The organism is Flavobacterium frigidum, from assembly GCF_048286735.1.
Taxonomy (GTDB): Bacteria; Bacteroidota; Bacteroidia; order Flavobacteriales; family Flavobacteriaceae; genus Flavobacterium.
In genome coordinates, this window is the sequence record NZ_JBLVPU010000002.1 from 76,123 (window position 1) to 89,013 (window position 12,891).

The following is a 12,891-nucleotide window of genomic DNA, read 5'->3' on the forward strand; positions in this document are numbered from 1 at the left end:
ATTATTTTTTTATTGCAACCATACCATAACTCATTCCTATTGTTTTTGGGTTTCTTTTTTCGAGAAATGTTTCTATTTTTCTTTTAAACATATCTTTCAAATTAGATTTTCTATTTTTTGAATTAGATATATCTATACAAGCATACTCTAAAATTTCAAATCCACATTCTTCAAGAAAAAAGCGAACGATATGCTCCCAAGGAGTAAAAACATGATGCTCAACGAGGTGTTTTTCTTGAAAGGAAAAAAGTCTTCCTTTTAAAAACAAGTTGACAGTGTTTTGGCTTGAGCTAGGATTTGGAGTAGTTAAAATTAAAATTCCTCCTACTTCCATATGATTAGTTATATTTTGCAACCCTAATTGCGGATTTCCTAAGTGTTCTAAAACCTCTAAAAAAACGACTGCTCCTGCATTTTTAGCTTCAATTGGGCACGATTTGTTTAAATCCCAAATTATGGCTTTGTCAATTTTTCTAACATAATCAAAAGGTTGCCAAGTTGCTCCAAGCGATTCAATTTTGTTTTGCATGTGTCCAAAACCAGATCCTACATCACTAATAATAGTATTGGGAGAAGTTTGATAATATTTATCAAGCATTTCATTTGCAAAAATTGCTCGATCATTAAAAATTTTAATTTTTTCTTTCATCTTTTGGAGTCCAATAGATTTTTGCATTAGGTAATTGTAAATACTTTTTATATTCGGTAGAAGATAATCTATTGCTTTGAAGAATGATTTTCGGCAAATTTAAAAGTACATTCCCTAGAGCTTTGCTGATAGCAAGCGCAGCTCGAAAATCTCCTTTAAGAACTTTATTTTTAATTTGCATTCCTATCGAATACAAAAAGGATTTTGGTATGCATTGCAACGGATAAAACATAAAAAACAAGTACCATCCAGAACTTAAACTTCTTGTTAATCTATTACAGTAATCTGTATTGGTTTTTCTAGAAATATTATCCACTCTATGTTGTACTAAAACTTGTGGAAGATACTGTATTTCTATATTTTTTTTAAACAAATGGTAGGAAGCAAAATCTTCTTCTCCATAAAATACAAACCATTCTGGATAATTAGGAATTTTTCTCCAAGAATCCATTCGCCATGCATGACCACATCCTACAAAGCTTTTCACTTGCAAAGGTTTCTCCTCTGTTTCTAGATAATCCGTTTTGTTTTTTCCCCAAAAAATTCTAAAAGCAAGTAAACCACAGTTGGCATTTTTCAAAAAATAGTCTTCTATAATTTCTAAAGGATTTTCAGTCAAAAAATGTGCATCATCATCAAGAGAAATAGCAAAATTTGCACTGGTTTCACTGAGCATTTTGTTTCGGCAGTAGATATAACCTTTTGAAACTTCATTTCTTAAAAGTATAATAGTAGGATAGTTACTTTTTATATACAAATAAGTATCATCGTTTGAGCCATCATCATAAACAATGCATTTTACATCCTTTCTATCCAACAAACTACTAATCCTTTTTAAAGTAATAACCAGATCATGCAGACGATTCTTAGTAGAAATGTGAATAGAAAATTTTATCAAAAATGGGATGTATTAAAAATAGTATCTGTGGATTGTTTAAAAAAATCGTCTGAGAAATAAGATATTTCGTTTTGAACTAAAACTTCAGACAAAGTTAAAATCTCACGCAATTTTTCTTTTGCCTCTTTAATATTATTCATATCATAAGTATACTTATAATCTTTAAATATTTTTTTTAACTCACTCCTTTTTGGTGAAGAGATTAACACATGCTTATTCAATGCGAATAAAAAAGGTACTTTCCCTCCTAATATATTTGAATAGTACGGCCCGTTTTCAAGAATTACGGTAACATCGCTCTCGTTAATTTGTTCATTAGATGAATTAGAAAAGTCTAGTGTATCTAAGACGACAATATTATCTATTGAATTAGCTATTTCTTTTAATTTATCTAGTCCTTCGCCTTTAACTCTTAAAACAAATTCTACATCCTCTTTTATCCAAACTTCTTCGTCAATCAATTGTTTAAAAGCTTCTACTAATACCAATATATTTCTCCCAAACATTAAAGCGCCATGATAGGAAATTTGTATTCTTTGTTTTTTTTCTCTTACTTTAGTTGTATCAGATAAATCAAAAACAGAACTATCAAATTGATGAGGCAAAGTGTAAAAAAATTTATCTGAGGCATAGAGATATTGTAAATCTTTAGCCATGTAGTATGCTGAAGCGCAACATCCTTTAGCAAAATTAACCACTTCAATCATTTTCTTTAACCTTAAAAGTTCCCTCTTTGTTATTTTGTCGGGATTTCCAGAATACCAAGAATTAGGGTAAGGATCGTGAAAATTAATAATACTATGCTTAAGAATCGGAAGTTTGTGCATTGCTAATATAACTTCATGATTAAGACCAGCACTTCTAACCATTATATGATCGTATTTTGTACGATCCACTCGCGAAATTTCGACGGCGTATTTTTCATGTAGATAATTTTCTGCATATAGAACATTGAAAAATCTATACGTTATTCTACTAATCCATTTTATATGAAAAGGAATTCTTGATGAAATAATTTTTCTCTTTAAATTATCAACAGGTAAGATTTCTAAATTATCATTTGTGGAATGTCCACTTAAATATAAGACATCAATTATAGATTCTGGATAAGCTCTTCTCATTTTACCCAGAAAAGAACGCTCTATTATACCTTGACTTGTACCTGATACACGTAGGTCTTGTGTTATTATCAAAAATTTCACGAAGTATATTTTTTAATAACCATTTGACCCATTTTTAAAATTAAATTAAAGTATCTTTTTATATAAATTCTTGAAAAATACAGCTTAGTAAATGTTTTCCAAAAATGGACATTGCGTTTGTTGTCTAAAAATACTTTTTCAAGTTTATGCAGTAAAAAATGCTTTTGCAGAGCATCAAAGTAACGAGATTTTTTATCAATTAAGTAATAATAAAATGCATAAGTAGCGATATTTTTATTGACAAGATTATCGTTTTTACTTGATATGTTTTGACCACTTAACCTAAAATAGACTAAAGTCTCATTTATTGTGAAAATATTTTTAAAATCTGAAAATTCTAAAACTCCTAATAAATCACTGTACCAAGCAAGTGGAAAATCTCTGAATTGTGTAGTTATCAATTTGTTTTTATCAAAAATATATTCGCTTAATGAGCTTCTTGTATGACCTTTTAATTTCCGCATTACAAATTCTACGCTATTTTCTATTTTTGGATGGTAAAAAATATCTGAAATTATTTTGTTATCTTGATTAATAACTTGTGTTGCAAATCGTACTACTTTACAGTCATTTGCATTTATTTCACTTAAATTTGCATAAAAAGATGCTACACAATTTTCTTGTAGGACATCATCATCACCTAAAATCATGATCCATTGTTCATCACCAGTCATAGCAATGCAACGCTCCCATTGCTGCACTAAGGAGATTCCACCAAGATTGCCCTGAAACCTACAATATTCAAAATCAAACTTTCCTTTGTATTTTTCTAATAAATCATTTGGATTTTCAAGACTAGCATCATCACCTATATAAACTTTAAAATGCATATTGGTTTGAATTGACAAGGATGCTAAGGTGGCATCAAAAAAAAAATGTTTGTAATATGGAATTACTATTGCGAGCATGAGCTAATCACTTTAAAGGATTCAGGGACACAAACACAGCTTTTGCCACAGTTATTAACCCTATTTTTTTGATTATTTTTTTACACAACAAACCAAATTGATAGGTATTGGATTTTTTTAAGTTTTGTTCTCGTTTTCGCCAGTACAACATGCCTATATTATTTCTGATAATAGCCGATTCATACAACAACCGAAAATCATCTCCATTTAAAAATTCTTTTAAATAATGGATAGCTTGCAGCGTTTCATCAAAAAAATCTCCCGTTTGAATTCTTCCATTTGGATTCAAACGGTACAAAGCCAACGGTTTCTGCAGATAAAATGTTTTGGGTTTCTGTTGAAAAATTAACAACCACATCGCCCAATCCTCTTGGGCTGTTAAATCTAGTGGAAAAGACATGTTTTCGAACAGACTGGCCGTAAAAAACCAACAATGACATGGAACAGTAAAGCCATCATTCCAATATCTCGCAAGATTATAAAAATTAAATTCGAAATGATCCAAATTTGAAAAAGGTGGCTCAATAACTGTTACTTTTGCAGAAAAAACCAAATAATTGGAGCAAACTATACCAACTTTATATTTTTGTACGGCATCAAGCGATAGTGCTAATTTATCAGCTGTTAGTAAATCATCCGCATCAAGAAATTGTACGTATTCTCCTTGTGCTATTCGCAATCCATAGTTTCTGGCTGCACTAACACCCGAATTTTTGGTTTTACAATACTGAAATCTTTTGTCCCTTTGTACCCAATCAAGTATAATTGATTCACTGTTATCTGTACTGCCATCATTTACAATAATACATTCCCAATTTGAATACGTTTGATCAAAAACGGATTGCAAGGTTTCTGCCAAAAATTGATCTTGATTGTAGCAAGGGATGATAACCGAAACTAATGATTTCATATTTTTATAAAAATATCTAACTAATTATGTTTTTGTAAATGAAAGCCCATTTTTCCTGTATTATGTGGAGAGCGTACTCAGTTTTAACAAATAGTGTAGCTTGCGTACCCATTTTTTTAAGTAATAACCTATTTTGATATAAAAGCTCAATCTTTCCCACAACAGCAGTTGTATCAAATTCACCACATATAAAGCCTGAATATTCATTTTGAACGGTATACTTAACGCCTCCCGAATCAAAAACAATTGCAGGTAGCCCGCAAGCTTGTGCTTCTATTGTTGCTAAACCTTGCGATTCTCTTCTTTCAAAATCAACAGGCACAGCTAATAACAAATAAATATCATGTGCTTGTAATTCATTCCTAATCTCTTGCGCATTCTTACTGGCTAATAACAAAATATATTTTTCAAGTCGATACTGCTGAATTAAAGTTTCTAAAGCTAAACGTTCAGATCCTTCACCAATGATCGTTAAAGAAACGTTTAATCCTTTTTGTACTAATTCATTAACAACTTCTATACAGTACAAATGTCCTTTAACTTTATCTAATCTTCCAACAGTTATTAATTTTAAAACCTCTCTTGTTTCTCTATAATTTTTAGCTGGGGTGAAAAACTCGGTATCTACTCCCACTGGCACAATTTTTAACATTTCAGCTAGGCAACCTAATTCGATCAGCTGATTCCCTAAATAAGGTGTATTTGCAGTTATTAATGTGCTATTAGTGAATAGTTTTTTATAGTAGCCGTTATTTTGAATGTTGCCATATATTGGAAAAAATGCATCGTGACCATGAAAGGTGACGATCACTTTTGGTTTGAAAATATTTTTATGGTTGATTACCCTATAGGGATAAGAGTTGGTACCGTACTGCACATGGATAATAGCTGCCTCATTAAATTGAAAATAAAAATGCCATTGATACAACCAACTTAAACTAAATTTTGCAAATTCTCTATGAAAATTAATTATGGAGCGCAAGTGATACAAATTAGTCAACAACAACAGAAACCACCTTAACAACCTGACCCCTTTATTTTTTGGAATTTTATAATCTTCAATTATAACACTATCCAATAATTTATATTTACCTATTGCAGATGCCATTAATGAATTTTTATTCACAATCTTCCTTGTTACTATTTCTATAACATACCCTAGTTCGATAGCTGTTACTAGTTGAGCAATAATAAAAGTTTCTGAAATATGTGGAAATTCAGGTACTTTAAAAACTATTTTATTTACTTCATTCATTTTTTAAACAACCTCCTTCTTAATTCTCTTACTTTTAGTCTTATAACAAACTTTAAATCACTTAATGGCAGATAGAGCAGAATTTGAAATCTCCATTTCTTTGTTATGCCAATGTCAGTTTTTTTAAAATATAATTCAAAAAGCACTCTGCGCTTAATTCGTGATAAAACGGACTTAAATTGATTAGACGAATATATAAATGTTTTATTATTTATTTTTTGTAAAACTTCAATCCAATTAATAAATAACACAAATTCTTTAATTGAAATAAAATTATTCACTAATAATATTTTAGTTAATAATTCGTCCGAATATTTTAAAGAATTGTAATTTAATTTTTTAAGTAATGACAATTGTATTTTGACATCATCAATAATTTGTTGTGTTTTATTTTTTTTTGATGCTTGATTTTCATGAACTCTATAAAATAATAAAACTTCTTGAATATTATAAAATTCACCTAAACCAACAATTTTACACCAAAAATCATAATCCTCGCCGCTACGCTTTTTTTCATCATAGAAATAACTTTTTAACTCTTTCCTTCGAAACATTGCGGTACCCATGCAAACTGAGCATGATATAAGTAACTCAGTGACAATTTCGCGATTAGTTTCCTTGTATTTAATTATACTGTTTGTACCCCCTAAATATTTCACTAAACCACCACACACAAATATATCTGGATTATCTTCTAAAATTCGTAATTGCTTTTCAAATCTGTCTTTTACAGCTATATCGTCTCCGTCCATTCTAGCAATATATTTTCCTCGAGCTAGTTTAAAACCTTTATTTGTGGACTTAGATACACCTTCATTACTTTGATTATTAATAATTTTAATTCTAGGATCAACAAACTTTCTTAAAACTTCAACCGTCCCATCAAATGAACAATCTTCAATAATAATCAGTTCAAAATCTTCAAATGTTTGTTTCAATATACTATTTATAGATTGTTCTAAATATAATACACAATTATAGACAGGCATAATTACTGAAATTAAAGGCCTATGATTCATACTTGATACAATCTTTTAGCATTCGTTTTAAAACTTTCTTTAATGAAACATAATCAAAATATTTTACGTAGCTGAATAGTATTAATAACCATTCATAAATAAACAATTTTCTACTATTTTTAATTGAATATTCGTATCTATCTAATATGCGATGTCTAATATATTTATCATAATACTCAAGCTTCGAACATACAATGTATTTTAAAAAGTGATAATTCGCAGTATTTTTATCATATTCATTACCTTTACTTCCTGACAAACTTTGGTCAGACAATCTTATATAAATTAATGCTGTATTTATAGTATAAAGAGGTTTATTATCTGAAAAATCAAGCCAAGCGCGATCATCACTGTTCCAAGCGATGGGATAATCATAAAAACCATATTTACAATAAGACATTCTTGAAAAAATATGCTCAGACAAAGAACTTCGTGTTTGATGTTCAAATTTACGATAAAAGGAGTCTGTAGCTGATTCCCAAACCTGATGCGTATACGTCTCAGAAACTGTTTGTGTTTCCTCAAATACTAATTTAGTAACAAAACGAATTACTTGCGCTTTTCCATTAAATACGTTGTGATTTGCATACCATGATGCAACTACGGTAGAACTCAAATAATCATCATCTCCCAAAATCATCAACCATTCTTCGTCGTTTGATAATTTAATACATCGTTCCCATTGTTTAGTAAGCGAAATTCCACCGAGATTTTCCTCAAAACGATGGTATTTAAAATCGAATTTACCCTTATATTTTTCTAATAAATCAGCAGGATTCTCTGGACTAGCATCATTACCTATATAAACCTTAAAACGTTGATCGGTTTGATTTGCTAAAGAATCAAGTGTAGCTTCAAAAAAAGTAAGTTTGAAATATGGAATAATTATGGCAAGCATTTATTTTATCTTGAAATAGGACAAAGTCGTTTTTATAAATAGCTTTAAAACAAATTTTTTACTTTTAAGTCTTTCTTTAAAATATAATGTTTGTTTGCGATTTACATCATTTAAATACATAAAAGAGCCAAATTGCGTTACAAAAAAGTCGGCATGTTTAATGCTCAAATATTCAAATAAAGTTTTTCTTTTCTCTACATTTAATTGCTCAATCATCGATTTAGTTTTAATTCTGCAGTAGAAATTCACTTCATCTAAACATTTAACTGTTCCCCCATTCTTCAGAATAGCAATCCAAAATTCCCAATCTTCTAAACCATAAATCATCTTTACATCATATCCTCCCACTAATTCCCAATCTGATTTTTTAAAAACACCGGAACAGAAAATCATATTGTCAATAGCTAAATTTCTTCTAGAATAATAAGGTAATTTCCATTCACCCACTGCGTTTCCAAATTTTTCAGCTTTACAATACACCACTTTTAGCTCGTCATCATTTTGAAAAGCATTTAATGCAAATGACACGTAGTTTAAACCAATTCTATCGTCGGCATCTAGCGGTAAAATAAAAGTGCCTTTTGCATAATTTATTCCCTCATTTCTAGCACTACTTAAACCTCCATTTTCTTTAAAAATATATTTAAATCTTGAGTCTTTTTCTACCCATTTTTGTGCTATTTGTTTTGTATCATCGGGACTTCCATCATTGACAATAATGCATTCCCAATTTTCATAAGTCTGTTCTAATACAGATTTTAGTGCCTCGGACAAATACTGAGCTTGATTAAAACAAGGGACGATGATAGAAACTTGAGGATTATTCATTAGTTTTTTTTTGAAATAACCATAATTGATAAATTTCAATTTTTGGTTTACCTATAACTGGAGAAATAGAAAAACGATCTAAAATTTTTTTGGTAAAACCATTAGTAGTGACAAGATTTTCTAATTCTGATTCCGAAATCCAGTCTTCAATTGGCTGATTTGGGTTACTATATTTAATCCATTCCTTTTGAGCCTCTTTTCTCGGTGTCGTCACTATTAAATGTCCGTTATCATTTAATAATCTAAAGATGTCTTTTATAAATTGTGTTTTATTTTCATTAGGCACATGTTCAATGACTTCTGAAGTAACAATTAAATCAAACTTTTTAAATTCCCGCTTTTTTAGCAAATCTTTTGAATTCCCACACATAAATTTTATTTTAGGAAATATTTTTTTTGCATACTCAACAACAGGTCTTACTGGCTCAATCCCAATGACATCGCCATAATCTGACAACAAATTAGTGAGCCATCCTCTCCCACATCCTAAATCTAAAATAGAAAAGCCTTTAAATCCTTTTTTTAATTCTATTGTCTTCAAAAAGGTTTCAATAATTTCCCATCGTATTTTTTCCTCTTCATTTGGCTCAGTTGAATTCCAGTGGGAGTTTTCAATAAACATTTTTTTGTAATACTCTGTTTCTTTTTGCCTTTTTGATTGAAAAACATTTACTAAAAAATTAATAGCTTTTTTAAACATTACCTAATCATTTATTTTATTATACCTCCAAACAATCGTATCGTGAAACACTTTATTAAGCTTAAAATTTAAACTATTAAGTACTCTATTATCAAAAGATTCACCTATTGTAAACTTTATTGCATCATTTACAATTTCAATATCAGTTGCAGAGTCTCCTAAATACAGATCTATTTTATATTCACCTGGAAAAAGTTTTAGAGATTCAATATAAACTGTCACCATACCATTAAAGGTGTCAGAACTATTAATTTTTTCTTGATGATAATGTCTGTTATTAACTCCTATTAACGCGACATCATTCAAATCTTTAATTACTAAACCAAGAACCAAATTTGTTATATTATTATCAGCTTCAAAATAGACATCTAATTTAAAACTACAATTGTATTTAATCAAACCATTAGAAGAGTGTAGTAACGCTTTTTTTATAATTTTAATTCCATTGTATTGAGTTTCATTTTCAAAAACTGAATCAGAATTATATTTTTCAATACTCTCCTCAATTCCCCCCTCAAAAACCACTTTCCCATTTTCTAAAACAATACCTCGAGTACACAAACTTTTCACCGCCGCCATATTGTGACTCACAAACAGCACAGTTCTTCCTTCGCCTTTAGAAATATCCTGCATCTTCCCAATGGCTTTTTTCTGAAACTCAGCATCACCTACTGCTAAAACCTCATCTATGACTAGTATTTCGGGCTCTAAAAATGCCGCTACTGCAAAAGCCAACCGCACCGTCATTCCAGAGCTGTAACGCTTTACAGGCGTGTCTATATAACGGGCACAACCCGAGAAATCTATAATCTCGTCCAGCTTAGAGGCTATTTCTTTTTTGGTCATGCCAAGTATGGCCCCGTTCAAAAAGATGTTTTCTCTACCCGTCATTTCGCCATTAAATCCTGTCCCTACCTCCAATAATGAAGCAATGCGACCTCTCGATTTTATGCTTCCGGTTGTAGGTGCTGTAACTTTGGATAATATCTTGAGTAAAGTAGACTTCCCCGCACCATTTTTACCTATAATACCCAAAACTTCGCCTCGTTCTACTTCAAAATTGATGTCTTGTAGCGCCCATACGTACTCGCTTGTGCCTTTTGTAGCACGATCATTGCTATCTCCAATCTTTAAATACGGATTCTCTTTGCCTAGAATTTCATGCCACCAGCGGTTCAAATCGTGACTTAAAGTACCCGTACCTACTTGACCTAAGCGGTATTGCTTCGAAATATTTTCGGCTTTTAATATGATATCCTTCATAATTTGTGAGAATTGAATAATGAACGGTGAATAGAGAATAACTTGTTATAATTCACAATTCCTCTTCATTTTACTCGTTTTTTAGCTATATGATATTTTCTTTTTTATTTGTTTTGCAAAGGAATATTGTATCTCACTCTACACTTCTCACTCCCCACTATTCTCAGTCCTCACTTTCAACTTCGAACTCTTTCCACTTCTAACTCCTCACCATTAAAAAATTAAACCGTATCTATAAAACTCTTCTCGGTTTTATTGAAAATCAATATACCTATTAATAAAAAAACAAAGGTCACAATTGTTGTGTACGTCAATCCTAAAATAGATATCTGCCCCACATCAAGCAACATGTAGCGTGTGGTTTCTATAATATAAGCAAGCGGATTGTACTGAACCAACCAAACATAGTCTGGCATTTTTTGTTGTACTAGTGCTATAGGGTAAACAACAGCGGAAACATACATTATCAATTGAACTCCAAAACCTATCAAATAACTAAAGTCTCTGTATTTTGTAACCAACGATGAAATAATCATTCCCAATCCTAATCCCAGTACGCCCATTAAAACAATTAAGAAAGGCAATAAGAAAATCCAAATGTTCAAACTAATCGCTGCTCCTTGAAAGTAGAAATAGAGGTAAAAAATGATAAAAATAAAAAATTGGATTCCAAACTTAATTAAATTGGAGATCACAATGCTAAGGGGAACAATAATTCGAGGGAAATAAACCTTTCCAAAAATTCCAGCATTGGCACCAAAAGTATTAGAAGTTCCTGTTAGACAAGCCGTGAAATAATTCCATACTGTAATTCCTGCAAGATTAAACAAAAATGGAGGAACAGTTCCAGTATCTATTCCTGCTAAACTATTAAAAATAATAGTAAATGTGACTGAGGTAAACAAGGGTTGAATTAAATACCATAACGGACCTAAAACTGTTTGTTTGTACACTGTTACCACATCCCGCTTTACAAAAAGCAAAAGCAAATCACGGTATTGCCAAACCTCTTTTAGATTTAAAGAGAAAAATTTATTTTTGGGCTTTATTTCAAAAAGCCATTTAGACTCTATTGGTTCTGTCGAATTCATTGCTTAACAAAAATCAATACATTCATATTTCTTATGCTTTTTAAAATACTAAACCATGCCAAGGCTTCGCCCTCTTAACCCCCAATGGAGTAAGAGGACTGCACCAAATATAATAATTTAATGATGAAAAGTGCTTGTACAAGAATCCTTTTTTGACCGTTGCAAAACATAACTCAAAATGAATAGCAAACACATTAATTCCTTTTAATTTATAAAGTTCCATGATCCTAAAAATAGTCCTAAATAAGATTCAATACGTACTAGTTTACGGCTTTAGAATTGTAAAGAAATTACATTTATAAAAATCAAACTAATACTTTCTTTAAAAATATCTATCGAAACAAAGAACCAAACTTTTAATGAAAAAAGCGAATTAAAACAAACCACAACATTTCGCCCCCTAGCTATAAGGACAAAAATTCCGTTAACCAAAACACATTAGAGCAACTAAAATAACAAACCTTTTGACTAATTTTGTATCATGTTTACATTTTTTAAATCAAAACCAGTACTCAAAGATCTAATTCCAGAGGGTCATATTGACATTCACTCTCATTTGTTACCCGGTATCGATGACGGAGCCAAAACTTTTGAAGATACACTGAGATTAACCAGAGCCTTACAAAAAATTGGAGTTTCAGAGTTCATTACTACCCCACATATAATTCAACATGTTTGGGACAACACGCACGAACAAATTATAGAGAATCAATCGATTACTGTTTCTGCATTGGAGAAAAATACTATTGCGGTACCGTTTCATGCTGCGGCCGAATATTTGATGGATGATCAATTTGTACAGCTGTTTCAATCCCATAACTTATTGACGCTAAAAGACAATTACGTTTTAGTCGAAATGTCATACATCAACCCGCCGATTCAGTTGTACACCATACTTTTTGATCTGCAGGTTGCAGGCTACATTCCCGTTCTAGCGCACCCCGAGCGGTATTTATTTTACCATAATAACTTTAATGAATACCAAAAGCTGAAACGCGCTGGCTGTTTATTTCAATTGAATTTACTTGCTGTAGTTGGTTATTACGGTGCTGGAATTGCTAAGGTCGCTGAGGAACTACTCCAAAAAGGCATGTACACCTATGTAGGCTCAGATGTACACCATGACAAGCATATTGAGGCTTTCAGTCAAAAAATAAGTCTAAAAGACACCTCCCCACTTCAAGAAATTATTGCAAATAATCAATTTTTCAAAAGGTAATACTATCTTTTCTAAACAAAAAAAGACCCAAAGTCTATACTTTGGGTCTTT

13 protein-coding genes are annotated in these 12,891 nt (G+C 31.0%); 1 reads left to right on the top strand and 12 read right to left on the bottom strand.

Annotated elements, in window-relative coordinates; genetic code table 11:
- Window position 1: 1 nt before the first annotated feature.
- From ACNQGO_RS01835 to ACNQGO_RS01890, 12 genes are all read right to left on the bottom strand, one after another.
- On the bottom strand, window positions 2–649 hold the full coding sequence (locus tag ACNQGO_RS01835; RefSeq protein WP_417983994.1) for a methyltransferase domain-containing protein: 648 nt from the start codon (window positions 647–649) through the stop codon (window positions 2–4).
- A complete protein-coding gene (locus ACNQGO_RS01840) occupies window positions 633–1,547 on the bottom strand; it encodes a glycosyltransferase family 2 protein (RefSeq protein WP_417948090.1) in 915 nt (304 codons plus the stop codon). Before ACNQGO_RS01840 ends, ACNQGO_RS01835 begins: the two co-directional genes overlap by 17 nt.
- Window positions 1,544–2,749, bottom strand: coding sequence for a glycosyltransferase family protein (locus ACNQGO_RS01845; protein WP_309754926.1), 1,206 nt, complete (start codon window positions 2,747–2,749; stop codon window positions 1,544–1,546). Before ACNQGO_RS01845 ends, ACNQGO_RS01840 begins: the two co-directional genes overlap by 4 nt.
- Window positions 2,746–3,657: a glycosyltransferase gene (locus ACNQGO_RS01850; RefSeq protein WP_417983995.1), complete on the bottom strand. Its 912-nt coding sequence runs from the start codon at window positions 3,655–3,657 to the stop codon at window positions 2,746–2,748. The genes ACNQGO_RS01845 and ACNQGO_RS01850 overlap by 4 nt, the downstream gene beginning before the upstream one ends.
- Window positions 3,658–3,664: 7 nt before the next feature.
- On the bottom strand, window positions 3,665–4,567 hold the full coding sequence (locus ACNQGO_RS01855; protein WP_417983996.1) for a glycosyltransferase family 2 protein: 903 nt from the start codon (window positions 4,565–4,567) through the stop codon (window positions 3,665–3,667).
- Between the two features lie 16 nt (window positions 4,568–4,583).
- The gene (locus ACNQGO_RS01860) at window positions 4,584–5,822 is read right to left on the bottom strand and encodes a glycosyltransferase (protein WP_417947793.1); all 1,239 of its coding nucleotides are present in this window, start codon (window positions 5,820–5,822) and stop codon (window positions 4,584–4,586) included.
- Window positions 5,819–6,841: a glycosyltransferase family 2 protein gene (locus ACNQGO_RS01865; protein ID WP_417983997.1), complete on the bottom strand. Its 1,023-nt coding sequence runs from the start codon at window positions 6,839–6,841 to the stop codon at window positions 5,819–5,821. The genes ACNQGO_RS01860 and ACNQGO_RS01865 overlap by 4 nt, the downstream gene beginning before the upstream one ends.
- Window positions 6,831–7,739 carry a glycosyltransferase family A protein gene (locus ACNQGO_RS01870; RefSeq protein ID WP_309754916.1) on the bottom strand — a complete coding sequence of 303 codons (909 nt, stop codon included), beginning with the start codon at window positions 7,737–7,739 and terminating at the stop codon, window positions 6,831–6,833. The genes ACNQGO_RS01865 and ACNQGO_RS01870 overlap by 11 nt, the downstream gene beginning before the upstream one ends.
- Window positions 7,740–8,567, bottom strand: a complete 828-nt coding sequence (locus tag ACNQGO_RS01875) for a glycosyltransferase family 2 protein (RefSeq protein ID WP_309754914.1) — start codon at window positions 8,565–8,567, stop codon at window positions 7,740–7,742.
- Window positions 8,560–9,267: a class I SAM-dependent methyltransferase gene (locus tag ACNQGO_RS01880; RefSeq protein WP_417983998.1), complete on the bottom strand. Its 708-nt coding sequence runs from the start codon at window positions 9,265–9,267 to the stop codon at window positions 8,560–8,562. The genes ACNQGO_RS01875 and ACNQGO_RS01880 overlap by 8 nt, the downstream gene beginning before the upstream one ends.
- A 3-nt stretch (window positions 9,268–9,270) precedes the next feature.
- A complete protein-coding gene (locus ACNQGO_RS01885) occupies window positions 9,271–10,530 on the bottom strand; it encodes an ABC transporter ATP-binding protein (protein ID WP_417983999.1) in 1,260 nt (419 codons plus the stop codon).
- Window positions 10,531–10,751: 221 nt separating this feature from the next.
- Complete coding sequence (locus tag ACNQGO_RS01890) at window positions 10,752–11,621, bottom strand: ABC transporter permease (RefSeq protein ID WP_417984000.1); 870 nt, start codon at window positions 11,619–11,621, stop codon at window positions 10,752–10,754.
- Between the two features lie 481 nt (window positions 11,622–12,102).
- Here ACNQGO_RS01890 and ACNQGO_RS01895 point away from each other — a divergent pair, with 481 nt between their 5' ends.
- On the top strand, window positions 12,103–12,840 hold the full coding sequence (locus ACNQGO_RS01895) for a tyrosine-protein phosphatase (RefSeq protein ID WP_417984001.1): 738 nt from the start codon (window positions 12,103–12,105) through the stop codon (window positions 12,838–12,840).
- Window positions 12,841–12,891: the final 51 nt, after the last annotated feature.